The sequence below is a fragment of the Chlorogloeopsis fritschii PCC 6912 genome (assembly GCF_000317285.1).
GTDB classification, from domain to species: domain Bacteria; phylum Cyanobacteriota; class Cyanobacteriia; order Cyanobacteriales; family Nostocaceae; genus Chlorogloeopsis; species Chlorogloeopsis fritschii.
In genome coordinates, this window is record NZ_AJLN01000145.1 from 125099 (window position 1) to 152079 (window position 26981).

Annotated in this window: 27 protein-coding genes; 18 read left to right on the top strand and 9 right to left on the bottom strand. The window is 41.2% G+C overall.

Annotated elements, in window-relative coordinates; translation table 11 throughout:
* Positions 1-16 precede the first annotated feature (16 nt).
* A complete protein-coding gene (locus UYC_RS0132560) occupies positions 17-856 on the bottom strand; it encodes a biotin--[acetyl-CoA-carboxylase] ligase (protein WP_016876573.1) in 840 nt (279 codons plus the stop codon).
* A gap of 50 nt (positions 857-906) precedes the next feature.
* Between UYC_RS0132560 and pgeF the strand changes: the two genes are divergently transcribed.
* The 4 genes from pgeF to UYC_RS0132585 all read left to right on the top strand — a co-directional run bounded on the left by pgeF (position 907) and on the right by UYC_RS0132585 (position 5824).
* A complete protein-coding gene (pgeF, locus tag UYC_RS0132565; RefSeq protein WP_016876574.1) occupies positions 907-1707 on the top strand; it encodes a peptidoglycan editing factor PgeF in 801 nt (266 codons plus the stop codon).
* Between the two features lie 1046 nt (positions 1708-2753).
* Positions 2754-3512: an aquaporin Z gene (aqpZ, locus tag UYC_RS0132570; RefSeq protein WP_016876575.1), complete on the top strand. Its 759-nt coding sequence runs from the start codon at positions 2754-2756 to the stop codon at positions 3510-3512.
* A gap of 360 nt (positions 3513-3872) precedes the next feature.
* A complete protein-coding gene (locus tag UYC_RS0132580; protein WP_016876577.1) occupies positions 3873-4856 on the top strand; it encodes a TAXI family TRAP transporter solute-binding subunit in 984 nt (327 codons plus the stop codon).
* 404 nt (positions 4857-5260) lie between these two features.
* Positions 5261-5824: a response regulator gene (locus UYC_RS0132585; RefSeq protein ID WP_016876578.1), complete on the top strand. Its 564-nt coding sequence runs from the start codon at positions 5261-5263 to the stop codon at positions 5822-5824.
* 24 nt (positions 5825-5848) lie between these two features.
* On the opposite strand, the gene UYC_RS0132590 is transcribed toward UYC_RS0132585, so the two are convergent.
* The 3 genes from UYC_RS0132590 to UYC_RS0132600 all read right to left on the bottom strand — a co-directional run bounded on the left by UYC_RS0132590 (position 5849) and on the right by UYC_RS0132600 (position 8089).
* On the bottom strand, positions 5849-6793 hold the full coding sequence (locus tag UYC_RS0132590; protein ID WP_235083001.1) for a helix-turn-helix transcriptional regulator: 945 nt from the start codon (positions 6791-6793) through the stop codon (positions 5849-5851).
* A gap of 118 nt (positions 6794-6911) precedes the next feature.
* Positions 6912-7526 carry a Crp/Fnr family transcriptional regulator gene (locus tag UYC_RS0132595; protein WP_016876580.1) on the bottom strand — a complete coding sequence of 205 codons (615 nt, stop codon included), beginning with the start codon at positions 7524-7526 and terminating at the stop codon, positions 6912-6914.
* A 134-nt stretch (positions 7527-7660) separates the two neighbouring features.
* Positions 7661-8089, bottom strand: coding sequence for a MarR family winged helix-turn-helix transcriptional regulator (locus UYC_RS0132600; protein ID WP_016876581.1), 429 nt, complete (start codon positions 8087-8089; stop codon positions 7661-7663).
* Between the two features lie 198 nt (positions 8090-8287).
* Here UYC_RS0132600 and UYC_RS0132605 point away from each other — a divergent pair, with 198 nt between their 5' ends.
* The 6 genes from UYC_RS0132605 to UYC_RS0132630 all read left to right on the top strand — a co-directional run bounded on the left by UYC_RS0132605 (position 8288) and on the right by UYC_RS0132630 (position 13753).
* Positions 8288-8980, top strand: a complete 693-nt coding sequence (locus UYC_RS0132605) for an antibiotic biosynthesis monooxygenase family protein (RefSeq protein WP_016876582.1) — start codon at positions 8288-8290, stop codon at positions 8978-8980.
* A gap of 86 nt (positions 8981-9066) precedes the next feature.
* The gene (locus tag UYC_RS0132610; RefSeq protein WP_016876583.1) at positions 9067-9801 is read left to right on the top strand and encodes an SDR family oxidoreductase; all 735 of its coding nucleotides are present in this window, start codon (positions 9067-9069) and stop codon (positions 9799-9801) included.
* A gap of 41 nt (positions 9802-9842) precedes the next feature.
* Positions 9843-10958, top strand: coding sequence for an alkene reductase (locus UYC_RS0132615; RefSeq protein WP_016876584.1), 1116 nt, complete (start codon positions 9843-9845; stop codon positions 10956-10958).
* Between the two features lie 210 nt (positions 10959-11168).
* Positions 11169-11882, top strand: coding sequence for a rubrerythrin family protein (locus UYC_RS0132620; RefSeq protein WP_016876585.1), 714 nt, complete (start codon positions 11169-11171; stop codon positions 11880-11882).
* 232 nt (positions 11883-12114) lie between these two features.
* The gene (locus UYC_RS0132625) at positions 12115-13320 is read left to right on the top strand and encodes an MFS transporter (RefSeq protein ID WP_016876586.1); all 1206 of its coding nucleotides are present in this window, start codon (positions 12115-12117) and stop codon (positions 13318-13320) included.
* A gap of 88 nt (positions 13321-13408) precedes the next feature.
* Positions 13409-13753, top strand: coding sequence for a luciferase domain-containing protein (locus UYC_RS0132630; protein ID WP_016876587.1), 345 nt, complete (start codon positions 13409-13411; stop codon positions 13751-13753).
* A 71-nt stretch (positions 13754-13824) separates the two neighbouring features.
* Here UYC_RS0132630 and UYC_RS0132635 read toward each other — a convergent pair whose 3' ends face one another.
* Together UYC_RS0132635 and csaB are read right to left on the bottom strand one after the other, a co-directional pair.
* Complete coding sequence (locus UYC_RS0132635; protein WP_016876588.1) at positions 13825-15117, bottom strand: glycoside hydrolase family 140 protein; 1293 nt, start codon at positions 15115-15117, stop codon at positions 13825-13827.
* A 173-nt stretch (positions 15118-15290) separates the two neighbouring features.
* The gene (gene csaB / locus UYC_RS0132640; protein WP_016876589.1) at positions 15291-16334 is read right to left on the bottom strand and encodes a polysaccharide pyruvyl transferase CsaB; all 1044 of its coding nucleotides are present in this window, start codon (positions 16332-16334) and stop codon (positions 15291-15293) included.
* Between the two features lie 160 nt (positions 16335-16494).
* Here csaB and UYC_RS0132645 point away from each other — a divergent pair, with 160 nt between their 5' ends.
* The 7 genes from UYC_RS0132645 (at position 16495) to UYC_RS0132680 (ending at position 23236) form a co-directional block, all read left to right on the top strand.
* Positions 16495-16842: a DUF2499 domain-containing protein gene (locus UYC_RS0132645; protein ID WP_016876590.1), complete on the top strand. Its 348-nt coding sequence runs from the start codon at positions 16495-16497 to the stop codon at positions 16840-16842.
* A gap of 32 nt (positions 16843-16874) precedes the next feature.
* Complete coding sequence (locus UYC_RS0132650) at positions 16875-17165, top strand: DUF3593 domain-containing protein (RefSeq protein ID WP_016876591.1); 291 nt, start codon at positions 16875-16877, stop codon at positions 17163-17165.
* Positions 17166-17393: 228 nt separating this feature from the next.
* Positions 17394-18167 (top strand): 1-(5-phosphoribosyl)-5-[(5-phosphoribosylamino)methylideneamino]imidazole-4-carboxamide isomerase, encoded by a 774-nt coding sequence (gene hisA, locus UYC_RS0132655; protein ID WP_016876592.1) that lies wholly within the window; start codon positions 17394-17396, stop codon positions 18165-18167.
* A gap of 1369 nt (positions 18168-19536) precedes the next feature.
* On the top strand, positions 19537-20289 hold the full coding sequence (locus tag UYC_RS0132665; protein WP_016876594.1) for a winged helix-turn-helix domain-containing protein: 753 nt from the start codon (positions 19537-19539) through the stop codon (positions 20287-20289).
* Between the two features lie 40 nt (positions 20290-20329).
* Positions 20330-21646 (top strand): sensor histidine kinase, encoded by a 1317-nt coding sequence (locus UYC_RS0132670; protein WP_016876595.1) that lies wholly within the window; start codon positions 20330-20332, stop codon positions 21644-21646.
* A gap of 28 nt (positions 21647-21674) precedes the next feature.
* Positions 21675-22361: a phosphate signaling complex protein PhoU gene (gene phoU / locus UYC_RS0132675; protein WP_016876596.1), complete on the top strand. Its 687-nt coding sequence runs from the start codon at positions 21675-21677 to the stop codon at positions 22359-22361.
* A 167-nt stretch (positions 22362-22528) separates the two neighbouring features.
* A complete protein-coding gene (locus UYC_RS0132680) occupies positions 22529-23236 on the top strand; it encodes a M15 family metallopeptidase (protein WP_016876597.1) in 708 nt (235 codons plus the stop codon).
* Positions 23237-23276: 40 nt separating this feature from the next.
* On the opposite strand, the gene UYC_RS0132685 is transcribed toward UYC_RS0132680, so the two are convergent.
* The 3 genes from UYC_RS0132685 to UYC_RS0132695 all read right to left on the bottom strand — a co-directional run bounded on the left by UYC_RS0132685 (position 23277) and on the right by UYC_RS0132695 (position 25332).
* Entirely contained in the window at positions 23277-23750 is a 474-nt protein-coding gene (locus UYC_RS0132685) for a TspO/MBR family protein (protein ID WP_016876598.1), read from the bottom strand.
* A gap of 106 nt (positions 23751-23856) precedes the next feature.
* Complete coding sequence (locus tag UYC_RS0132690; protein ID WP_016876599.1) at positions 23857-24330, bottom strand: TspO/MBR family protein; 474 nt, start codon at positions 24328-24330, stop codon at positions 23857-23859.
* Between the two features lie 252 nt (positions 24331-24582).
* Positions 24583-25332, bottom strand: coding sequence for a Nif3-like dinuclear metal center hexameric protein (locus tag UYC_RS0132695; RefSeq protein ID WP_016876600.1), 750 nt, complete (start codon positions 25330-25332; stop codon positions 24583-24585).
* 45 nt (positions 25333-25377) lie between these two features.
* On the opposite strand from UYC_RS0132695, the gene UYC_RS0132700 reads away from it, so the two are divergent.
* The gene (locus UYC_RS0132700; RefSeq protein ID WP_016876601.1) at positions 25378-26871 is read left to right on the top strand and encodes an amidase; all 1494 of its coding nucleotides are present in this window, start codon (positions 25378-25380) and stop codon (positions 26869-26871) included.
* The last annotated feature ends 110 nt before the right edge of the window (positions 26872-26981 follow it).

Consider the following 26981-nt stretch of genomic DNA (forward strand, 5'->3'; position numbering starts at 1 on the left):
TGGACAAGCTAGACAATTAACCAGATAGTTTGCTATAGCCCAGACTGATTGTACCGGGCTGAAGATAAATTTCTGGTGTTATTTCTGTTAGAGATTCAGATGTTTGCAAACGGACACGAAGTTCCCCGGTAGATTTTACACCAACAACAGTGCCAGCTAAATCATTAATGCAAACGCGATCGCCCACATTTGCAAGTAACTCTAAATAGCGAGCCAATAATATATTGACTCCTTCTTCAAAAAGGCACTGTATACCACATTCTATTCCCAATAAAACTTTAGCAGCGAGCATTTCCAGACTGGAAATTGGTTTGGGATCTTTGGCAGCTTGCCACATTTCCAAGTTAATTCCGGTTTCTGGTACTGGATTAGTCCAGTTAATGCCAACGCCTACAATCGCTTGAGTAATTACTCCTTGGTTGACTTTCGTTTCCGTTAATATACCGCCCAGCTTGCGCTGATTGATGACCAAATCATTAGGCCATTTAATTCCAACATTAATACCAGATTCTCGCAATTGGTAAGATATACCCCAGGCAGTAGCAAAAGTTAATTGATAACTATTACTAGCTTCTATATTGGGAGCTAACAATAACGAAAGATACAATCCTCCTGGTGCAGAAACCCACTGCCGCCCCCATTGCCCCCTTCCAGCAGTTTGCTGAGTGGCAATAACTGCACATCCTGGCTGTGCTCCTTCATCGAGCAATTTCCAAAGGGTTTGGTTAGTTGAATCTACGGAACTTACCAAATAAAGGCAAAATGGTAAATAAGTATTTTTTCGCCCTGCTCTCAGGGCTGCTTCTAGCTGTTGCCGATTCAATCCCACAGGGTTTACCCAAATTTGCTTGTTCAAGCTAGCATGAATTGATTGCTTTTTGATGTTGTTTTGAGACTTAGTGGAAGATGCATACTTGGTACTGGCGCACTTGGGAAGGAATGTCTTACCTGACTTGTAGTCTTCTGGAAACTTGGCCGCACGGCTTTTTTACTCACAAGTTTTGGCCTCGCTCTCCAGAAGAGTTAACTGTGGTACTGCATCCAGATGCTTTAGGATATCGCTTGAAGCAGGTGCATGGCAATACTGTGCTCACACCTTCAGAAATTTGTAGTCAGCTATCAAGTGGGAATGAGGAAGAAGATAATTCTGCCTTGGCACCTGCAGATGGTTTGATGAGCGAAGAACCTCTACAAGCTGTGTGGGTGGCTTCTGCTGATTGTACACCTGTACTGATTGCTGATGAAAAGACTGGGCAGGTAGCAGCGGTACACGCCGGATGGCGAGGTACAGCAGCTAAGATTGTGCCGCAAGCTATTGCTCGCCTGCAAGCACAAGGCAGCAAAATTCCAGATTTACGAATCGCGATGGGGCCTGCGATCGCGGGAGAAGTTTACCAAGTATCTACGCAAGTTGCAGCCCAAATTGGAGCTAGCATTATCTCCCATGAAGACGAAACCGCTATTATCGAAGCCTTACAAAAGTTACCTAAATCTCCTTTACTCCCCGATCCCGATCCTACAAAAGTGCGGGTGGATGTCCGACAAGTAAATTGCTTGCAGTTAGAAAGTTTGGGTATCAGCCTAGAACAAATAGCGATCGCTCCTTACTGTACCTACCAAGCTCCAGAACATTTCTTTTCCTACCGCCGTGACAATCTCAAAAAAGTGCAGTGGTCGGGAATTGTTAGCGTTACCCCTAATAGTTAAGGATACAACTGTGTTGCTATTCCATCAGAGCATCTATTCTCACACCTAATAACTACAGTCCACTTAAGTAGACTCACTGCATATTTCAGTCCTAGAAGTAGACTTAAGCTATTAGCCCAGAACTGAAGTTCTGGGCGGGATGACATTAAAAATCAGTGAAGAAACCTATTTGTATTCTCACAGTTGAAGCCTTTATTTACTATCTTTGTAATAGTGTTAGAGATTATTCATAAATATTCTACTTAATAAATATCAATCTCATCAATAACATAATGAGCCGTGTTCATTTTTACATAGTTCATTAAAATTATATGCAAAAACGCACGTACTCAAAAATAAAACATCTATCAAAAGTATAATATTAGTAAAATATCTGTAAGCTCTGATAATTTAGAGTAAAAAATGAGAACTTACAAAAAATGAGTATTTTAAGGTTACTAAAAAATATCTCTAGAGATAGATGCTAGATTAAAAGCAATAGTTAGATAACTATATTACTTTCAAAAAGTTTCACTATATATGTGAACGCCATATTTCATAGAAAATTTTGTTGCAATCAATATAGAGAAAACTGCAAAACTTAGTTAAGAAACATTGATATTACATTAAGTTCTTTGCAATCCAAATCTTATATTTATTTGGAGTAATTTAATATGCGGCTCAAAAGTTAACCAACACATTTATTGCAGAAGTGTGTTGCCTAGTGTGCTGGGTATTATCATAGCTGGCAATACTGAAAATATAAGCATTTCACGTTTCTAGACGAGGCGATGTCTACCGACAAGCCGATACAGCGTCTACGCATTTTTGACAAAACTAACTATTCTTATAAGCTTCTTATAAATTTCTTATTTCTTTTCTATATGATTACAGCACGAAATAAATAAATCTGAAAAATTTCTTAAATCTAAATCTGTTGTTGTAATTAGATGCACATTATACATAATGACGAATAGCACGAAATATAAGACCAAATAAACTATTAAAAATAAAAAGACTTTAAAATTTGGTCAAAAATTGAGTAGAACATGAGCACGGAGAAAAAAATGATATCTCTTTTTACGCGTTGTCTTGCAGAGTTTCTTGGAACATTTGTGCTAGTTCTTGGTGGATGCGGAAGTGCTGTTTTTGCGGCAGCATTCCCTGATGCAAAAGCCAATGAATTGGGAATTGGCTTTTTAGGCGTTGCTTTAGCATTTGGCCTTACGGTGCTAACAATGGCCTATGCAATTGGTCATATTTCTGGTTGTCATCTAAACCCAGCTGTATCATTTGGTTTATGGGCAGGAAAGCGTTTTCCAGGCTCTGAATTACTTCCATATATTGTTGCCCAGGTATTAGGAGCAATAGTCGCTGCAGGAATAATTTATTTAATTGCTACTGGTAAACAAGGATTTACACTTTCTGGTTCTAATCCATTAGCGACAAATGGTTTTGGAGTGCATTCTCCTGGGGGTTATTCACTAGTCGCTTGTTTCATTACAGAGGTTGTACTTACCTTCATTTTTTTAATAGTAATTTTAGGTTCAACAGATGGCCGTGCTCCCAAAGGCTTTGCACCTATTGCTATTGGTTTGGCGCTGACACTAATTCATTTAATTAGTATTCCAATCACCAATACATCAGTTAATCCTGCTCGCAGTACAGGCCCAGCCCTTTTTGCAGGAGTAGAATTGTTTAGGCAAGTATGGATGTTCTGGGTTGCTCCTATTTTAGGTGCAATTTTGGCAGGATTTTTCTATTCAAAAGTTCTAGGTGAATCAGGAGAGCAAGTTGTGGGTGAGGCAGAACTACAACTGAAATAACAATTCCACAATAGTAAGATTAGTCGTAATGCCCAGCAATCAAGCAGTTTATTTTAGTACTAGAACTGAGATTGCTGGAGCAGCTTATTTATATCCAAATCAAAATCTATTTAGAATTTAGGCAAAATATCTCTCTAACTCTTATTAATCTATGTACTCTGTGCCTCTGTGGTTTTATTATTCCGTACATCATGTGCAAGTTCTACTATTGTGTAGTAGTAAATATAATTTACTAACAAAATTTCTAAACATCCTCTTATAAATTTCTTACATTCTTTTATACATTAACTGTAATAAATTATTTCAAGAAGATTTATAGTGATAGAGTGCTAAAATTATTTTTTGGTAGGAATTATCAACATGAGAAAGTCTATATTATTTGTTTGCTTATCTCTCTTAGCAGCTTCTATCGTTACATTAGGAAGTTTCGTAACCGGAAGCTCAATTGTTGCCCAAGAAACATTATCATTTTTATCAACAAAACCACCGAGCCTTTATCACCAAGCTGCTACAGAACTAAAAGATGTTCTCAAAAAATCTGGATTTAACTTAGCAATCAAAGAACAATCTCCAGGCTCATTTCAAAACTTAATCCAGTTGGGGAATGGTGGTGCTAATATGACATTTGCTCAACAAGATGCTTTGTACCTATTACGGAATGCAGGCGATAAAAGTATTGCCAAGCTTGCTGATAATATCAAAATTTTTGCTCCAGTGAACGCTGAGACTATTCATGTTATAGTTAATAGTTCATCTGGGATAAAATCTTTTGCGGATCTTAAAGGTAAAAACGTAAGTGTTGGCCCGGAAAATTCGGGAACTTATGTCAGTGCTATTTTTCTATATCAACTTCATGATATAGATGTAGTTAATCAATCCCTACTTCCAATGGAAGTTAAAGAGTCAATTGAAAAAGTCAGAACCGGAGAACTTGATGCCGCTTTTTACACTGCTGGTATTGGTAATCCTTTATTAAAAAATATTTCTGCTCAAGAAGGTGCAACGCTTAAACTCCTACCAATCAATCAGCAGCAATTTAAAATTCCTCAGCGAATGTATACACGTGGTACTGTTCTTTACAATCCTGCAAAAATTCCTGCTAATACATATCCTTGGCAAAAGGAAACAGTTAACACAGTGGCTAGTACTTCATTTATTTTTGTGAATAAATCTCTGCCTTCAGAACAAGTGTATAAGCTAGCAAAAGCTACCTATCCTCAAGCACCACAATTAAGAAGTAAAAATCCTTTCTGGAGTTTATTTAGTATTTCTGAAGCTAATAGCCCGCGTTTTAAAGGTATAGATTATCATCCGGGTGTGAGAAATTTTCTAAAAGAGCAGTAAAAATTTGAAAATTGCAATAGCTTTTATTTAATACCCTAAGAGTTCAGTCTTGATAATTAGGGTATTTTTGTATTAATGTCTAAATATTTTTATTTTTCATATCAACTTTAATTGTTGGAACGGTAATCTTTAGCTGTCCAACTGAATCAGCTATGTTTTCTATACCTTTACCATTTTATTACCTCAATTTAAACTTTAATTGATAAAGTTTGGATGGTTATAAATTCAAGTTAAATTACTTCTATTGCTGGGGCTTCAAATTCAATAAGTTATTTATAAGGTTTTTTCTTCTTAGATTTTCACTAGAATTAAAGAGCGTCAAGCTTGGGTGAGAATTTTTTAGTAAGTCTGTAACAGCACTTAGTAAAGCTTACTTAATGGACAAAACCAGGAAAACCAACCAAATGCTTGTCCAACAAATGGCACACTTGACTAGCAAAACAAACCCCAAGTATATTTGCATGGCATTGAACCATTGTGAGAATCAGTCAATTGATATCTACAATCAATTCAAGCACAGAATTACCTCACAAGCTCTCAACGGTTTAAAAATATTAGCAGTAGATAATAATGTTGATTCTCTTGAACTAGTTAGATTTATTTTTGAACCATACAATACACAGGTAGTACTAGCAAAAACAACTAGTGAAGCTTTTCAAAAAATTACCCAACTGCAACCAAATATTCTCATTAGCGAAATTTTTTTACCTGATGAAGATGGATATTCGCTGATTCATAAGGTTAGAACTATTAAAGGAAAATTAGGACAAATTTCAGCTATAGCTCTCACAACTCTTGCCTATCAAAAAGCGATTAATCTTGCTTTCAATGCAGGTTTCTCTAGTTATATAACTAAACCATGCAACCCTGACTCATTGGTTGAACTGGTCTCAATCTTAGCTCTAAAACAAGCATATAATTTAATTTTGCCTGAAGAACAATCTAATATTGCTTTGGTGACTCAGTAACTATAATTCTTGAAGGTGAGAGTATCAATGCTTTTGATATACCTTTGGTGTAACTCCTGTAAGTTGACGAAAATGTTTTGTAAAATGACTTTGATTGGCAAAACCGCACTGTAATGCAATGTCAGTAATTGTCACCTTGCCTTGCTTCAATAATTGCTTTGCTAATTCTACTCGTTGCTGAATTACATAATGATAAGGTGTAACACCCATTGAATTTTTGAAAAGACGAACAAAATAGAATTGGCTCATACCAACGACTCCAGCCAAATCAGCTAATTTAATATCTTCATTCAGATGGACATTAATATACTCAAGTGCTTGTCGTAACTTGTATTTGGGTAGCCCATCATTATAAATTGCTATTTGAGGTTGTTTAACACAATATTTCTTTAATAAATGAATAACTAGTGTTGTTTTTAGTTGCTCAACATACAAATTATTCCCCTGATTTATTGATTCTAGTTCATCTTTAAGAGCTAAAAATATACCTTGAATAAGCGGATCTTCTTTGGTTGCAAACTGAGGAATAAGTTCAATATCTTCAGATAAATTTGCTTCCGCACCTAAACTAAGCAAAAGCTTGGGATCAATCGCAACAAACATGAATTGTACATCTTGAAACCAAAGGGAGCGGTGGAGTGTACCAGCGGGAATAATTGCTGTTGCTCCCACCGTTTGGTACTCGCTTTGCCTGTATCCATCAAACCATCGTTCTGCAGGAGTAGAGTTGAAGGTAATACAAACAGTATGCATAGTCAGGCGGTGCTCTGGAGTATCATGACTAGGCTGATGATGATACTCGAAGTGAATACCATTCCATCCGGAATTGTAACTACTAAGGATAGGTGCTTTGGGAAAGAGTTCAAAAGAAGCATCTTCCTGTTTAAAGTCAATTAGTAAAGTTTCTTCTTGCTTTAATTTTTGGCAATGCAGCATATAGTCACAGGCACTACTTGGAAAGACGTACATAGCGATCGCAGTCTCACAAATTTTTTAACCAAAACTTAAGTTATTCTTAATTTGCCAGACATTATTGAAAACTGAAAAATATAATATTATTTTTTGTTGCATTTCCCCTTGATTGCAATCAAGCCGCAGATGAATTCTGAAGTAAAATTTGCAGCCGTGTGCGCCTAATTTTTCCTTCTCGCTCTAAACGAGCCAAGGCACGAGAAAGGGTTTCTGGTGTCAAACCTATATCTGCAGCAATATCCTTGAGTGGGCGATCGAAAGTTACCACTGTTTGTTCGCTAGGATCGGCTATATACCGCAAGTATCGCAGTACTCGTTCATGCGCCGCCCGAATATGCCGTAATTCTAAGCGCACCTTTAAATCGTGAATTTTTCCGATTAGCATTGCCATAAAATCTTCAGCTAAATCGGGATAGTTACGTAACGCTGACAAAAGCGGTTGCTTAGGATAAACAATCACTCGTGAAGACAGCTCTGCTACAGCAGCACAGGGATAATTGTTTGAAAACAGCGCAATTTCCGCTAAACTTTCTCCTGAGCGGGTAATTTGAAACGTCACTTCTTTGCCATCACTGCTATAGCGCACCAGCCTCAATCGCCCCGTTTCGACTACAAAAAAAGCAATTGCTTCGTCTCCTTGCTGGAAAAGAGCTTCTCCTGGTTCTAGCTCTCGATACGAAATGAGTTGCCGCAACTGTGGCGGTAAACTTTCCAGTGTTAATAAATCCATACAACCTCCTGCGATCGCAAAAATATTTAGCTGGCTAAGTAAATTTTCTAAATACTAAATATAAATGTGATTTGCTCGCACAACAACATAGATGAAAATCTCTCTTCCCTAGCCTCTAGCCCCTAGAGGTGTTTTCAACCTAGATTACTGCGAACTTGCAGAAGCAACCGACGAAACAAAAGTTGCTCTTCAAGGGTAAAGTCAGTCAAGATCCGCTGTTCAAAGTCATGCCAAAGTTGAGTGACGGGTTCTTGAAGAACGCGCCCTCCTTCTGTCAAGAATACTCTATAGGAGCGAGCATCTTCCGGACAGCGACAGCGCTCCAATAAACCGCTTCTTTCCATCCGATTCAACATTTTGGTTAGGGTTGGGGGTTCTATTTCCATACGCTCGACAAGTTCAGACTGAGTTAACCCATCCTTTTCCCACAGGTACATCAGTAAAATCTCTTGTCCCAGGTAAAGCCCCAAGTCAGCGAGAGCAGCACTGACTAGATTGCGATGTGCTCTAGCAACCAGCACCATCAAGTAGCCGATAGTTTCCCGCATCGGTTTAGAAGACATAGAACCAATTTATTTAGCCAACTAAATAAAAGTATCGCAAAAACTGACCATTTTTAGCAAGAATAGAAAAGACACAGCAGCTGTTGTTCTGTAAATTTCTATTCAAATACCTGAAGTGAGCCGACTGCAAAGATACGAGTTAATGATTTACTATCCTCATCGGCTTGATGTTCCTGCAAAGGTTCAGGTTGAAATTTAGTGAATGTACTAAATCAAACTCTAGCAAGTACCTTTGAACTCATGCTTACAGTTAATAAAAACAATCCTGTAGTAGCAGAAATAGATATCTTTCCCGTCGAAGCAGAGCAACAGCAGTCACTGGTAGATAAATTGATAGAGGATATTAAAACCGTGTTCAAGCAACAACCAGGTTTTGTAGCTGCTGCTGTACATCGCAGTCGAGATGGACAAAGAGTAGTAAACTACGTCCAGTGGAAAAGCCAAAAAGACTACGAATCTTATGTTAATGGCGAAGTGCCATTAATTTCTAGTCGGCTTTGTGCATTTCCCGCGCCAAACTCTCGTCTCTATGAAATTTTCATCAGCGAGCCTAGTGATAGCGAGATGACAATTTCAAAAAATACAGACGGGTTAATTAATTTTGGTATTTTCAAGCTCAGAAACCCACAAGATCAACCAAGCTTTCTTGAGGCAACTAAAAAAGCCGTGCAGTTAGTAACTGGACAACCAGGACTAGTAACAACACATTTTCACCGCAGCTTGGATGGTGCTATGGCTGTAAACTACGGACTGTGGAGTTCTCATGAAGATTATGTAGCAATGAATGCTAATCCTCCTTTTGCTGAACCACTCCTAGAAATGAGAAGACTGGCTGATAACGAGTTTCAGATGTCTTTGTATGAGATAGTTTTCACGGTGCCTGCTGATTAAGTAAAGTGGCGATGATGACAGCGCTTGTTCTGGAATTGGACAAGCGATCGCTCAAAGGTTATCAATTTTTTATACGAAGATAAATCATGGGAAATCTTTCTGGTAAAGTAGCCATTGTTACAGGTTCTTCGCGCGGAATTGGACGCGCAATTGCAGAACGCTTAGGACGTGATGGCGCGAAAGTAGTTATTACCTATGCTGGAAACAAAGATAAAGCTGAGGAAGTTGTATCAAGTATCACAGCAAACGGATCGGATGCGATCGCCTTACAAGTTGACGTCAGAAATATTAGTGATGTCCGTAGCCTGTTCCAAAAAACACTCGCTTACTATGGCAAGTTAGACATCCTTGTTAATAATGCTGCTGGCAAAAACGTTTTCAAGCCAACAGCGCAAATGAACGAGGAAGAATATAACAGTATGTTTGACATCACAAGAGGTGTCTATTTTGCACTTCAAGAAGCTGCACAGCATATGGCAGATGGAGGCAGAATAGTTAGTATTTCTACTGCTGGTACATCAATGGCGATAGCTGCTGGCGGAGCTTATGCAGGTAGCAAAGCAGCAATTGAACAATTTAGCATGGGGCTAGCAAAGGAATTAGGCGCACGCGGTATTACAGTTAACACGGTTGCTCCTGGCGTGACAGGAACAGACGGTTTAGTACTAAATCAAGAGCAAGTAAATCAACTTATTGCCCAGACTCCTTTAGGACGCCTTGGTCGTCCGGATGATATTGCTAGTACTGTGGCAATGCTAGTTTCTGATGATGCCCATTGGATAACTGGTCAAAATATTCGGGCTACCGGTGGTATTGTGTAGAGCTATCAAAGAGCAATTTTTTACCTTTAGATACTAGAAATATGCAAGCTCTAGATTCAATCACTAATCTTTTCTCACCTATTCAGCTAGGGGCATATACTTTGCCCAACCGGATCGTGATGGCACCGATGACTCGCTTGCGGGCAGTCAACGCGATTCCAACTAGTTTAATGGCAAGTTACTACGCTCAACGGGCATCCGCAGGATTAATTATTACTGAATGCACGATGGTATCTCCCCTGAGTAATGGATACATGAACTGTCCGGGAATATACTCTCAAGAACAAGTGGAGGCATGGAAGCAAGTTACACAGGCAGTTCATGCTCAAGGTGGAACGATTTTCTTGCAACTATGGCATAGTGGGCGCGTGGGGCATCCTTCTTTGCTGAATGGAGAGTTACCCGTTGCACCAAGTGCGATCGCTGCGGAAGGAACGTTACATACACCCGTTGGCAAAGTTAATATTGAAACACCCCGCGCTTTGGCAACCCATGAAATTCCTGAAATTGTCGAGCAGTTCCGTCAAGGAGCAGAAAATGCAATGGCAGCGGGATTTGATGGTATTGAGTTACACGGAGCCTTTGGTTATTTAATAGATCAGTTTCTTCAAGATGGCTCTAACCAGCGTGATGATGAATACGGCGGTTCTATTGAAAACCGCGCTCGTTTTTTATTAGAAGTAGTACAAGCTGTCAGCAGTGTTTGGGTAAGCAACCGCGTCGGGATTAAGCTCTCACCCAGTAACACTTTCTACGGCATGAAAGACTCAAATCCCAAGGCAACCTTTAGCTATGCGATCGCCGCACTCAATGAATTTAATCTGGCTTACATTCACTTAATGGAACCAAATGAAATCGATTTAGCTACTCGTGAGGTTCTCAATCCTGTCTTGCCAATTTTCCGTCCAATTTATAAAGGCACAATTATCACCAATGGTGGCTACGACAAGCCCAAAGGTAACGAGGTTTTATCCTCAGGCGATGCCGATTTGGTTTCCTATGGCAAGCTATTCTTAGCAAATCCAGATTTACCCCAACGCTTTCAAATAGATGCTGACTTGAATACACCAGATCCAAAATCTTTTTACGGTTTAGGCGATCAAGATTTGGAAAAAGGTTATATCGACTATCCATTCCTAGAAGCGCAACCTGCCTAGAAATAATTACTCCGCAATAGTCAAATCCTCTTTCCTACCTACGCTCTTGCGCGAAGCCACTTCTGCTATCTGCCTCGTTTCTTAAAAGAATCTATGTTTCTCATACTCGTAACGAGTACATATAATATAATCATACTCATTACGAGTACGCTTTAGCTAAGACTGCAGTCAAAATAGCAGTCTTGAAATGGATTCACAAGAGGGAACACAATGGATTTATCTAACTCCAATACAGCCAAGAACTTAGCCGAAGCTTTTGGTGGAGAATCAATGGCGAATCGCAAGTATCTGTTCTTTGCAGAAGTGACTCGCCAGTTGGGGATGAATGAACTTTCAAAGCTGTTTCGAGAGACGGCAAATCAGGAGACAGAACACGCTTTTGCTCACTTTCGCCTCATGCATCCAGAGTTAGTAGTGGGTGATGTAGCCTCCTTAACTGAAGAGCAAAAGAAAGCGATCGCTGCTCGTTGTTTAGAGTTAGCAATTGAAGGAGAAACCTATGAGTACACTACCATGTACCCAGAATTCACCGAGCAGGCACGTGCCGATCGCGATAATAAAGCTGTAGTCGAGTTTGAAGCGCAACAGGCAGAGTCTCGCGAACACGCTAACACATTCCGTAAAGCAGCCCATAACTTTGGTTTATTAACACACGTTGAAAATTATCATGCCCGTCAATATACGGAAGCTCTCCAGGTGTTACAAGGGGAAACTCCCCTTGCTAAACAAGCTAGTAGCGACCCCGCTACCCAAAAGTGGATTTGTCGTCAATGTTCGATGATATACAATCCAATTGAGGGCGATCCCGATTCTGGTATTGCTCCTGGAACACCCTTTGAAGCAATTCCTGAGGATTGGTACTGCCCGATTTGTGGCGCTAGCAAGAAAGCTTTCGTTCCTTATCAGGAAACTGTTACGGCTTAGGGATAGGGGCTAGAGGCGCTTAGGCTAGGGACTAGTGAACAGGAGTGGGGGAATGAGAGAGAGGGATAAATTATCAAAAATTTTCCCCGTGTCTCCGTGTTCCATTGTCCTTTTCCTAGCACGCCAGGTGCTACAACGCGCTTAACCCGCAAGGGCGCACTGGCTCGGAAACCTCCGCACGGCGCTGGCTCCCCTAGTCCCTAGTCTCTAGTCCCTAATCCCTCGAAAACTTATGAGCAATTCTAATCCCAACTCAACCTTAACCAAAGCTACCTTACTGCTTGCTAGCACCTTAACAGTGATGGCAGGTGCAACGATCGCTCCATCTCTACCTGCGATGCAAGATCAATTTGCTGATGTGGCAAATGTAGAACTCTGGGTAAAGCTGGTTTTGACGCTTCCTGCTTTATTTATCGTCATTGGTTCACCCATCGCTGGCGTAATTGTAGATCGACTGGGACGCAAACCACTATTACTGGCTGCCGCGATACTTTATGGTTTTGCAGGGGGTTCTGGATTAATTCTCAATTCTTTGTTTGCCATTCTCGCTGGACGTGCTTTACTAGGTTTGGCAGTGGCAGGAGTAATGGTTAGCGCTACTACTTTGATTGCAGACTATTATATTGGCGCTGCCCGTGCCGCGTTTATGGGTTTGCAAGCAGCCTTTATGGGGTTGGGAGGAGTACTTTTCTTGTCGGTAGGTGGTTCGCTCGCAAGTGCAAACTGGCGCTTACCATTTTTAATTTATCTGTTGGCATGGCTACTAATACCTCTAATTCTTTTTTGCATTTACGAACCAAGCCGTAGCATATCAAACATCCCATCAATTCAAGATGGTGAAGTAATTACTGATAAATCCATCCCCATTAATTTACTCGTACTTATCTTTAGTATTACTGTCCTCAGCCAAATCATCTTCTACCTTATTCCCGTACAGCTACCGTTTTATCTGCGTAGTCTCACAAATGCAACACCCACACAAAGCGGAATGGCGATCGCTTTTTCTACCCTCTTTAGCGCCTTTGCTTCCTTGACTTACGGTAGAGTGAGAGCAAAGCTTGATTTTGTCAGCATTCTGCCCATAATCTTCGGATTTATGGGCATCGGCTATACCATTATTGGTTTAGTTAGTAGCTATGCACTAATTTTATTCGGTTTAAGCTTTGCAGGTATGGGACTGGGACTCCTCATGCCTAATATGACAGTGTGGGTATCCGCAACTGTCCCTGATGCTGTGCGCGGGCGTGCTTTAGGGGGACTTTCTACATCTTTATTTTTAGGGCAATTTCTCTCACCTATTGTCAGCCAACCCGTAAGTGCAAAACTCGGCTTGGGTTTGACATACTCTTTAGCAGGAGGAGTTTTGCTCGCTTTGGGAATACTATTTATTGCGATGAGACAACAAGTTATCGCTTTTACAGCTAGCCCCTCGAAGTAAAGATAGAATAAACTTATTGCAAATCATAATCATTTCAACTATGATTAAAAATATAAGATAAAGTCCTGCTTTGAGAGGGCTGACAGCTATGAGTAATATTAAAGACGCTATATTGCGGGAAGTACAGACTTGGGAAGGTGTAACAGTATCGCCCCATCGCTATGGTGGCATTGAGTTTCAGGTAAAGGGGCGTGAAATTGGTCACTTACATGGAGTCACTCAAGCAGATCTTCCTTTTACAGCTAAAATACGGAAACAACTAATAGAATCAGGGAAAGCTTCTCCTCATCACATTTATCCTAATAGTGGCTGGATTTCCTATTACATCCATAGTGTGGAGGATGTGCCACTGCTTTTGGAACTGCTACGGATGAATTATGAGCGATTAGCAAACAAAAGAGTAGAAGTAAACTCTGAAAAAGTAGTAGCGTAAGTTTCTTCATGCCCACCACAATACACAATTGGTGGGCAATCTCCATCCCAAAGGATTAATCCGATAACCTTCTAATCATCTCCTGGCGTTGAAAAATTAATTGCTGCATTATCTAACACCAAGATCCAATCGTTACCTCGCCCTCTTGTTGGCGGTGTGAATTCTCTTGTTCCAATATTAGGTAGTTCTGCGATCTGTTTTGCAACTCCCCGGCGTGGATCGTACCAATAAGCTTTTACTTTACTGCCCTTTATTTTCCCTAGCTTCACAGTAATAGGCTTTCCGGTAGGTGTATACACAAATGCAAAACTACCATCCTCCGCACAAGCAGCTCTCAAATGATCCATCCCCTCACCCACATTACCGATAATCAGAGACTGATCGGGTGCTAACTTAGTAAATGGTCTAGATTCAAATAATCGCCGCAAATAGCCCATCTGGATTGCACCAGGATGTCTTAAGGCTTTCCGCCAAGGTGTTCTCGCTGCTGAAATGGGCTTTTTGTTTGGCTCCCACATCTGCCAGATGTTATGGTTACCGTAAGTATGACCGCAAGCTCCTGCTAGCATTGACCAGTAAGCAGCTTGCCTAACATCAAACTCATCAAACCAGCCATTCTTTGGATTCCAGTTAATAGGGTGATCTTCATAGCGTGGTTCCCCATCTAGCGTTGGCTTTGGTGGATTTAACAGATAGTTCTTTGATGTAACCTCATAATTAGGTAAATTAATAGCCATGTGACCCGATTGGAACATATTAAAATCGAGCCAATCATCATTCTCAAACCAAGTCGCGGAATTACTTCCTCCCTGTGGATGGTATGTCATTAAATGGTTGCCTCCATCCCCCTTCTTTAATCCTTTCGCCATCGCCCGAATTATGGCAAGATGAGTATCGTTTTCTGGATTGCGATCGCCACCGAGAATCCATATAATTGGCTTACTCTTGTAACGCTTGCCAAGATATAGACCAAAAACTTCAGCATTAGTTGGAGTAAAAATTTCCGGCCCTACACCCCATTTCTGATTCCACTTATCTCCCCATGTTGGTAACATTCCGATGTAAAGCCCCATCTCTTCGGCTTTATTTACAATGTAATCAATATGCTGAAAGTAACCTTCATTAGGTTTGGTGGGATCGTTATTTTTTAGGGGTAAATAGCCATAAGGATTAGGTTGCTTAAGCCCATCTAATTCTGCAAGAACAACAGCTTGAATGACATTAAATCCTTTTCTGGCACGATCTTGCAAGTAAATCAGTGCCTCCTCCCGATTCAGCCGATGGAACAACTCCCAAGCTGTATCACCGAGATAAAAGAAAGGCTGACTATCTTCTTTAAATAAGTAATGTTTGTTTGGTTTCACCTTTAAGCGTTGTGTTGCTTTAGTCCTTTGTGATAAGGATACTGACAGACTTATCCCAAAACATAAGCCGATAAACACTCGTCTAGCTAAAGGCTTGTACATGAGTAAATAATCTTATAGAGAAATGGCTTCGCAAACATAAATTCCAAAAGGATATTAGTACATTAAAACTATCAATTCTTACCTAGTGCCGCATAAAGTACCTCACGGTGAATTAGCGCCCGATCTACTAAAAACTGGATTTTTTCTGATGAGAGTGGATCGCCATTAGCATAATGTTCAATCCAAGTTTTGCTGATCGCATTAGGATCGTCTGGCAAATTTACTAAATTCCACCCAGGCATATCTAAATCTTCCATCAACCGATTCACCTTGGGATCGTAACTGAGGGCAAAACAACGACACCCTTCACTTGCTGCCATAATTAAACTATGTAGGCGCATTCCGATCGCCATTTCCACACCGCGAAATACACCTTTTAAAAGCTGTGGATCTTCTAGAGAAAGAATTTGGCTGGCATCTTTAATAGCAGGTTGAATGGCTTGGGCGATACTCAAATCTTGAGCTTTTTGGAATGGCAACAGCACAATAAAAGTTTGCGTAGCTTTCTGAAAAGCTACCAACGCGCGAGTCAGGTTAGCAAGGCGAGCGGGTGTAAGTTGGGGATGCGATCGCAAAGTCACCGCCACTCTAGGTGCTGGTAAATCCCAAAATCCGGGAACTGGTTTAGATTCCAAAGCCCAAACTGGATCGGGTGCGAGAATGTGGGGAATTTGCCAATCAGAAAGTAAAGCCGCAGAAGCGCGATCGCGAACACTAACTTTAGTGCAACCTGCAAAAGTTCGCCGCGCCAGCCAACGAGTGACAGAACGCTCCAAAGGGCCAATACCTTGTGCCCAAGCAACAGTTTTCAAGCCCATTTTTTGGGCTAATGTCATCATGCTGCCATAGTAAAATGGACTAACAGCACTTGTAGCATCTTGAATTAAACTGCCGCCGCCCCAAATCAAAGCATCGCAGGAGCGCAAAGCTTGTATTACTGCTAAAAAACTCATGCGTTCATAAGCTTCTACACCATAGCGATTTTGCGTTTCTTGTGGATTACCAGAAAGAACCACAGGTGTAACATCAGGTGGTAGCATTTGTAGCAGGGTTGCTAACAAAGCCTCATCACCACCATTTCCTTTACCGTAATATCCAGACAATAATGCCCGCATCTTAACTATTTTAGATTTTGGATTTTCAGATTATTTAACTGATATTGTGCATTAAAACGTAATGGGAATTGGGTACTAGGTACTGGGAGATTTGTAGAGACGCGATTAATCGTGTCTCTACAATGACAAATGACAAATGACTATTGATTAATGACTAATTATGCACGCTCTTTCAATTCCTACCTGGATTATTCACGTCTCTAGCGTTATTGAGTGGATTGTAGCCATTTGGTTGATATGGAGATACGGTGAACTGACGAACAACCGCGCTTGGTGGGCATTGTCTTTTGGGATGTTACCAGCTTTAATAAGCGCAATGTGTGCCTGTACCTGGCACTATTTCGACAATGCAGAATCACTCGAATGGTTGGTAACACTTCAAGCTAGCATGACTTTAGTGGGTAACTTTACACTGTGGGCGGCTGCGGTATGGATTTGGCGTTCGACTAAATCTAGTGATGTTACCGATGAATTGACTTCCACAGAACCGCTCGAATCAGAGCAATAATTAACTATCACGTAACTTGCAACTTTATAACCATGATTTCAAAAGAAACCCTATTTATCCTGTCACTGTTTCCCTACTTGGGTTTCTTGTGGTTTATCAGCCGAGTCAAGCAAATGCCGCGTTTAGCGCTGTATGGGTTTTATTGCACTCTCGTTTTTGTTGCTGTCACTATTCCAGCAGGGATTTATGCTCAATTACATTACGGTAAATCTTTGGCAAACGTCGATTGGTTACACGGGAGTGCAGAATCTTTTTTAGTGCTTTCTAATATTTTGGTTGTACTGGGTTTTCGGCAGGCTGTGATGAAAGAGGCAAAGGATTAGGGGCTAGGAAGAAGACAAGGGGACAAGGAGACAAGGAGACAAGGGAACAAAGAGCAGGGGAGCAGAGGGGCAGTACTGTACGGGCGGGTTTTAACAACAATCTCTCTAGAATGAAAAAATATCTAAATAAACTCGCACGGCAGTCGCTACAACCGGGGGAATCTCGGCAACGCACTGCCTCCCCTACGAATGACTAATGACTATTGACTAACAACTTTGAGGATAATTATGGAAGTTATTCCAGCAATAGATTTACTAGAAGGTCGCTGTGTGCGACTTTATCAAGGAGACTACTCACTATCAGAAGTTTTTAGCGAAAATCCTGCGGATGTAGCGAAACAGTGGGTAGAACAAGGCGCTACTAGACTGCACGTAGTTGATTTAGATGGCGCAAAAGCAGGGAAATTAGTCAACCTAGAGGCAATTGAAGCGATCGCTCAAGCTGTGTCTGTGCCCATTGAAGTTGGCGGAGGATTGCGGACAAAAGAAAGTGCCCAACAGTTGTTTAATTTGGGTGTAGAGTGGGCAATTTTAGGAACTATTGCTGTAGAACAACCGCAGTTAGTACAACAACTCTGCCAAGAATTTCCCGGACAGATTATTATCGGCATTGATGCTCGCAACGGCAAAGTAGCAACTCGCGGCTGGTTAGAAACCTCAGAAGTGCTTGCTACCCAACTTGTTGTGCAAATGCAAGAATTAGGAGCAGCAGCAGTAATCTATACCGATATCCATCGTGACGGAACTCTGACAGGGCCAAATCTAGAAGCTTTACGCGAACTTGCTAACTCAGTAGATATTCCGATTATTGCTTCTGGTGGTGTTAGTTCTGTTACCGATTTGCTGAGTTTGCTAGCCTTGGAACCTCAAGGTGTAACTGGTGCGATCGTTGGTCGTGCTTTATATACTGGTGATATCTCCCTCAAAGAAGCATTGCGGGCTGTTGGTTCTGGACGTATTCAGGATATACCCCCTAATCTTGATTTTTCAGCATTTGCTTAATGGGAACTCTATCAGTGAACAGTTAACAGTTATCAGGTGTCTTGGTGTTAACTGACAACTGATAACTGGTGACTGATACCCAATCCCCATCCGTTAATTTTTTAATTTTCCGGATTAGTAATTTGCTGCGGTGTAGTTCAATTTGTAGAGATGACAACAAACGGAACTAGTTTACATGACTCGTAAAAAACCCCCTATTACCAGTAAACCTCGAACTGAATCGGGTAGTACCAAATTTCGAGCTGAAAATAATCAAGACTACAACCAACAAAAGCCAAAAACAACTTGACGATGTACAAAAAAATCCTGTAACTCAAGTTTTTATCCTCAAGACAGCAAATTATTTGTTTGATTTTTAATTTCCTGCTTAAATCCTCTACTTTTAATTTGAATTTTTAAATTTATAATGGGTTTCCTCTTCTGTAGAGACGTTGATAGCGTCTCTATTTTTATATTTCGTAATAAAAATAATTAAAAATTAGATAAAGTGCAGAATTATTTGCATTTTGATTCCCAAGTAGTAATAAAAATCATGTTATTAGTATTGTTAACAAGTTTAAAAGTGAAAACCATGACTAATCAAAAACCAATCCCACTTCCTCTACCTATTAAAAGTAGACCAAAAAAACAGAACCTGGTTTAATCCCTGATAACAATCAACCTAATAAACACAAGAAATGAACTAGATATAATATTTACTCTTCAAAAATAGTTTCTACTCTAAAATTAGAGTCAAATTTTATCTCTAACAACCTATCCATTAACTCTATATATGTTGAGAAAAAAGAGAAAATTTATGAATGATTGAAGCTTATTATCCTGAAAATTCCGTATTTTAATGATAAACAAGCCAGTTTATATATAAGCGTAACAAGCTCTTTAAAATTATAAATTGGGTTTAGGGAAATTGATTTCAAAACCCTGGTTTTAACTATAAAACGGAATTCAAAATTATACATCCAATCTCCTTGCACTTCTAAATTTAACCTTGGGGTAAATTTAAGTTTTTTGATAGTGTGCTTAATGAGTGGTTATTTTTTTAGCGACCAAATTAGTGAAAGTTGCTTGTAAAAATTAATACTATCTGAGTAATGATAATGTATGGTTGACTAAATTATCCATCTTATTAAAATTTCAGTAACCTTTTTGAGCTTGTGCTTTGATTCCACAAAAGTTTCTGGACTTGATAGAATCCTAAAGAATAGAAGCTTTTGAAAAATTATTTGTTGCACGCATAGTTTATAATTATAGAGTGTGCTGTCATATAGGTTACGAAAAGCTGAAAAATAACCAACTCATCATTTAGTAGTTGCACTGAGATTAGACACTTATATTGATACAATAAAGTTGCAGCATTATTGTGATATCGATGTACACGAGTGAATCAACTAAGTATCCTCCCACGACCGACATCGGCCAAAGAAATCGTATTTTGGTGGTTGAAGATGAAGAACTCATCCGGGAAATGCTAGTTTTAGCTCTGGAAGAAGAAGGTTATGGGGTGGTAACGGCTACGGACGGTCGTTCAGCGATAGAACAACTGAAAAATTTTGAAATAAGCTCAGGAGAACTTGCCTTTGATTTGATTATTCTCGATTTAATGCTGCCTCAAATCAATGGTTTAGATATTTGCCGCTTGCTTCGTTACCAAGGCAACCCAGTACCGATTTTAATGCTAAGTGCCAAAGGTAGTGAAACTGACCGCGTTTTAGGTTTAGAAGTAGGAGCAGATGATTACCTAACAAAACCTTTTAGTATGCGGGAATTAGTGGCTCGTTGTCGCGCTCTACTGCGTCGCCAACGCTTAAGTAGTTTACCGCAACTTCCAGTATTGCAATACAAAGATATTACATTGTATCCGCAAGAGTGTCGCGTGCTAGTTCGTTCTCAGGAGGTGAACCTTTCTCCAAAGGAGTTTCGTCTTCTAGAACTCTTTATGAGTTATGCTCGTAGAGTTTGGTCACGAGAACAATTGCTGGATCAAGTATGGGGGCCAGATTTTGTCGGGGATAGTAAAACTGTGGATGTTCACATCCGTTGGTTACGTGAAAAGTTAGAGCAAGATCCCAGTCATCCTGAGTATATTGTGACTGTGCGTGGTTTTGGTTATCGATTTGGATAGTTGTTAGGTATGAATTGTGCAATAGCACTAACAACTAGCGATGTTAGTACCAGAATTCTTTTTAGGTTTGACGATCGGACTTGGGTTTTGGCTTTGGCAAAAGGTACAAATGTACCGCTTTCTGGGAAGAATACCGCCCTCGTTAAGATCCCAGTCTTCTGATGTAGCATTACCGCTCATTCCGCGCTTGCGACATGAAATTACTTCATTAAAGGAGCACCAGGAAGAGTTACAACAAGATCTGGAAAATTACAAAAACTTGCTAGAGATGGCACCAGTAGGGTATTTGCAGGTGGATGAAGAAAACCAACTGCTGTGGTGTAACCAACTGGCACGAGAGATGTTGTATTTGCAAAGGTGGCAACCAGGGCAGGTGCGCTTGTTGCTTGAGTTAGTGCGTTCTTATGAACTCGATCAGTTAATTGAGCAAACTCGCGATCGCCAACAATCCCAGATTCGGGAGTGGATATTTCATCCCTCTGTGGAAAACGCAGCCGCAATTTTAGAAATCAAACCTTTGGCAGTGCGAGCGACTAGCTTGCCTTTATCTCAAGGAAAAGTAGGAGTCTTTTTAGAAAATCGCCAATCATTGTTGGAACTAAACCAAGCACGCGATCGCGCTCTTTCCGATCTTGCCCACGAACTGCGCACACCTTTGACTTCAATTCGTTTAGTGATAGAGAATTTGCAAGATCGTTTGCAGCCACCTTTAGATCGCTGGGTAAACCGCCTGTTACATGAGGTTGATAGGTTGATTTATTTGGTACAAAGCTGGTTGGAACTTACTCGACTCGAAAATAATCCCTCCTTAGAATTAAATCGCCAACCTGTAGAATTGCGATCGCTGATTGCCAAAGTTTGGGAAAATCTAGAACCTCTAGCACAACGCCATAAAATCCAGCTTATTTATACAAGCTCCGAAAAACTTTGGATTAATGCTGATGAATCGCGCATCTATCAAGTTTTTGTGAATTTGCTAGACAATAGCATCAAATACAGCCCTCCTGAAGGTACCATTGCTGTTGAGGCAAAGGTTGTTTGTACAGAAAATAGCTCTAGTGGCAAAGCGAGCAAGCCACTAAATCTGGAGATCAATATCATTGACTCTGGAGTTGGTTTTTCTGAAGCAGATTTGCCCCATGTTTTTGAACGTTTTTACCGAGGGGATCAAGCACGCTCTCGCCCCCAACAAGCAGAAAATAATTCTACAACGACAATTGTGGGTACTGGTTTAGGTTTGGCGATCGTGCGTCAAATTGTGCTTGCTCATGGTGGTACTATCAAAGCCATGAATCATCCCGTTACAGGTGGCGCATGGATACAGATAATATTCCCTGAGAGCGTAGCAAATTCTTAATCCTAAGACTATATTTAGAAGTATCTTCATGTTTGAGGCTGCAAGCGTGAAAGCTCTTATTTTTGATGCTAATTCAGGAAGACCCCAGCTAACACGCGAAATTAGGCGTTTAGAGCGGGACGTTTTGCGTATGGGAGCTTTGGTAGAGCGATCGTTTCGCCTCAGCCATCAAGCGTTATTTTCTCGTGACTTAGAAGCGGCAGAGGAACTTCCGCATATAGATAAACAAATAGATCGCTTTTATAAACAAATAGAATCAGACTGCACAGCAATCATGACGCTGCAAGCTCCTGTCGCCCAAGACTTGCGCTGCTTGAGCGCCTTTATGCAGCTAGTGCGCGATCTTGAGCGTATTGGCGATTATGCAAAAGACATAGCAGAAATTGCAATTAAAATTTTTCCTTATCCGCCGCATCCATCTTTACCTGAGATTGCGCTGATGTCTCATCATGCTCAGGCGATGTTAGCAACTAGCTTGGTAGCTTTAGCTGATTTAGATGAAGTCAGCGGACGCAGTGTCAAACAAATGGATGACACTGTAGATGATGCCTATGAGTACCTTTATCAAACTTTAGCTTATCAAAAGGATGTTCCGGGGATTGTCGAACCAATTTTACTGTTGGTGCTAGTAATACGTTATTTAGAACGCATGGCAGATCATGCTACTAATATTGGTCAAAGAGTCGCGTATATCGTTACTGGGCAACGTGGTTAAAGGGGTATTGGGGATCGTAAAGAGGACACACCAGACGCGGAGACGCGGAGAAAGAGGAGTGGGGGACAAGGGAAAAGGAGAAGAATTCTTCCTCTCTGCTCCTGGAGCTTCTTTCCTAATCCCCTGTCACCTGTTCCCTATCCCCTGTACCCTGTACCCTTTTCAATATGAGACCTTATCATCAAATTCCTATTCAAGAGTGTGGTGAACCTCTTGTACCTATTCCCCTCAAAAAATTTGCAGTCGAATTTCCCCATCCTTATGAAAAATTGGGTGCGCCTTATGGCGAACATTCCCCCTATTTTCTGCGCCAAAGTGTAGTTGATAATTTGATTGCAGCACAAAATTACCTGCAAATACTACATCCTGACTGGCACATTCAAATTTTTGATGCCTATCGCCCTGTGGCAGTGCAGCAGTTTATGGTGAATTATGCTTTTTGTGAAGCTTTGCGTGACAGACGATTAATTGGCATTGAGTTATCAGAAATTCAACGCCAGGAAATTTGGCAGGAAGTTTATAAAATTTGGGCTGAACCAAGTCTGGATGAAAAAACACCACCGCCTCACAGTACTGGTGCGGCTGTAGATGTCACGCTGGTAGATGATAGAGGGAAAATTGTGGATATGGGTTCGCCGATTGATGAATTATCCGATCGCTCGCTTCCCGATTACTATCTCAATAGCGATCGCCCCCAGGCACAGCAGTATCATGCTAACCGTTTGCTATTGCAGAATGTCTTGGAAAAAGCTGGATTTAAACGCAATCCTCGTGAGTGGTGGCATTTTTCCTTTGGGGATCAAATGTGGGCTTGGTTAAATAATCAAACTAATCAAGATACAAAGTTTGTAGCACGGTACGGTCGATTAATTTAGCCTTGATTTGCTCGCTACGCAATAAAATGTGGTCACGTAACTAGGCATCTTCTGGGTTTAACTGTATCAATTCCTCAGTAGTGTATGTACCAACTGGACTCCATACCAGATAAGGGACAAGTAACAACGTTGCTAGCCAAGAAATCGGCAAAACTGAGATTGCAAGCAACACACCCAAAATCATACCAACCGATCCAATGATTTCTCCAACCCGAAGACTTCGATATCTCAGCATCAGAGGTATGTAGGTAACGGTGATAATTTCTAGTAGTAAATAACAACCCATTAATAGCCAAGTAACCGTACTGGCTGGATTCTTTTCCCAAACAATAGTTGCAGACGCTGCTCCGCAAATAAAAATTACAGTCCAGATCAGCGGAATTAACGGCTCAAAAACTAACCAGCGAGGGCGAGTTAACCGCGCAAACCATTTGACATCACGTGGTGTAATAAAGAAACTACCAAACGCGACTAAAAAAGTTACGGCTCCTATTACCATCCAAGATGGAATCATAGCTTTTACCTCTTAACGTGTATTTTGTCAATACTTACACGGCAATTTTGTCAATTTAAGGTACAAGTTTAATCAGTCGCTGGTTGGATTATTAGTAGATTGAATATCAAATATCTTGAGGATTAAGACGCTCCATTACCTTAGTGGTATAAGTTCCAATTGGACTCCACAATAAATAAGGCACAAGCAATAGTGTTGCCCAACCAGAAATTGGTAAAACCGCGATCGCTAGTATCACCGCTATGATAAAACCCGTTCCACCCAGTATTGTGCCCAATCTAAGACTGCGATTCCTAAACATGGCGGGAGTATAGGAAACAGTAACAATTTCTAAAAGTAAATATAATCCCATGTAAATCCAAGTTCGGGTGCTGCCTGGATTATTTTCCCAAATGATATAAGCTGACCAAGCACCACAGACAAATACTACAGTCCAAATAACTGGAATTGCTGCCTCAAACGTGAGCCATCTAGGCCTTTGTAAGCGTTTAAACCATTTGCGATCGCCAGGAGTAATGAAGTTAGCACCTAAAGCAACTAATAAAGTTACACCCGCAATAACCATCCAAGATCTAATCATGCATACCCTCATCCTTTGCGATCTAATGAGATTTTGTCAGTTTACCAACAATCTGCTCATCGCCCCTTGGTGAGAACAATTGTAAAACCCGATCTAGCGGGAGAGATAAGGGATTAGGGGCTAGGGGCTAGGGGCTAGGGGCTAGGGGCTAGGGGCTAGGGACTAGGGGCTAGGGGCTAGGGGCTAGGGACTAGGGGCTAGGGACTAGGGGCTAGAATTTGAATCACGATTCTCCGCGTCTGGTGTGTCTCCTTAATTAAAGTGGCTCAAAACCACCTCTAACCTCAACCACCGTTCTTGTAGTACCCCTGCCAGCGCTCTTAAACCCCACACTTCGCTACGATGATGCCCAACCGCGATCGCTCCGATTTGAGTTTCTTGTATCGCCTCCTCGGCTGGCTGTCGTAACTGCCCGGTTATGTAAATATCAGCACCACGCTCTGCTGCTTCACGTACCAGTAAATCTGTCATTGCACCAACAACAGCAACACGCTTTACTTTCTCACAAACTGTTGTACGTACTTGCTCTGTTCCACCAAATACCTGACTTACACAACTACATAAGCTCTCAAAACTTTGAGTTGGGATTTCTCCTAGCATCCCGATCGCTCTATTTTCTTTCTCTCCCAAAACTTCTAAACCAGACATATTTAATACTTGTGCCAACCGGGGATTAAAACCAATTGTTAAGCGTTCGTCAAATGGCAGATGGTAAGAAATTACGCCAATATCAGGTGGAAGTTGCCCTGGTTGGAGTTTCCAAGGACGATGTAAAAAAAGCGCGTCTAAATTTTGAGCGATCGCCCATTCCTGTAGTTGTGTCTCAGGTTCTAGTGCTAATCCTAATCGTCTGATAGAACGTGATGATGGTAAGTATATGCCTCCCTTTTCCACTTCCGGAAAACGCTCAACAGCGAAGAACCGGTTGAGAAATTCTGCTATCTCTTCTAAAAAAATGAGATAGCTTTGGCGTTTTGGCGTAGTCTCGGTTTTAATCTCCATCTTTATGTTTTGCAAATGTCGGTATAACATACACCCAATAAAATTATGAGCGATCTAGTTTTTACGCCTGCCCATCAGCTTGCTCAAATGATCCGCGATCGCGTTGTTTCTGCGGTTGAAGTGCTGGATGCCCATTTAGTACAAATTGCCAAACATAACTCTAAACTTAACGCCATCTGCACGCTAGATGAAGAACGTGCCCGCCAACAAGCCAAACAAGCGGATGAAGCTTTAGCAAAAGGTGAAATTTGGGGTGTCCTTCATGGTGTACCCATTACGATTAAAGATATTTTCGAGACGGCAGGATTGCGTACCACAGCGGGTTACATTCCCCTCAAAGACTACGTTCCTCAGCAAGATGCCACGGTTGTAGCAAGGTTGCGGGCAGTTGGAGCAGTCATTCTCGGCAAAACGAATATGGCGGAACTGGCTGGTGATTTTCAGAGTACAAATTCTCTGTTTCCACGGGTAAATAATCCCTGGAATCTTGACTACACAGCGGGCGGCAGTTCTGGAGGGAGTGCTGCTGCGGTTGCAGCTGGACTTTCACCGTTAGATATCGGTAATGATATTGCAGGTTCCATTCGCCAGCCTGCTCATTTCTGTGGCGTCTACGGCTTGAAGCCAACCGATCGCCGCATCTCCACAGTCGGAATGATTCCAGAAGTACCGGGAATGCCATACTGTCTGCGGCAAATGATGACTGTGGGATGTTTCGCGCGATCGCTCGAAGACATTCGACTCTGTTTTTCATTAATAGCAGGTGCCGATTTGCGTCGCCCTGATGTGCCACCAATTTCGCTTGATATACCCTCTGGGAAAACTTTGCGAGAACTCAAAATTGCCTGGATTGACGAATGGACAGAAGTACCTGTTGCTGTTGAAATTCGAGATACAATACAAGCGATCGCACAAAAGCTTTCTCAAGCGGGTGCCCAAATTGAACGCTGGCTACCTAGAAACTTTGAGCTATCAAAAATACTGAACCTCTACGGGCGGATGGCTGCATACATCAACATCTACGCTCAACCGATAAATCGATATAATTTACGTCGCAGTTGGCAGCAGATTTTTCGTACTGCAACCCAAGGCGACAAAGAACTTCGCAAATTGGGGGATTTCAGTCGTCTCTTACCTGAGCTATTAAACCCAAGACTAAAAGGGTATTTTGAGACTCTCACCGAGCGCGATCGCTTCATTGCCCAAATTGACGAAGCACTAGAACCGTGGGATGTGTGGCTAACTCCTGTAGCAGCAACCCCTGCCTTTACCCATCGCCCAGCTTGGAATGCCATTGATATTGAGGGTAAGTCTTATCCTCATGGAGTTGCCAACGGTGCTTACACTATGCCTTTTAATTTGAGCAGCCATCCTGCTGTGGTGATTCCCATTGGGCAAACCCAGAATGGTTTACCGATTGGACTGCAAATTATTGGCAAGCGATGGCGTGAGATGGAATTGTTGGCGATCGCTCAGGAACTCAATCGGGCGATCGGTGAATTTAAAAGTCCATTGGGTTATTATACCGTTTCACTTTAAGACCACAAATCGTAGGGTGGGCATTGCCCGTAAAAGGCCATCTAGTAAACATTTTAGATAGTGGTGAGCAATGCCCACCTTACAGAAAACCGCTGTAAAAGGTGATTCAG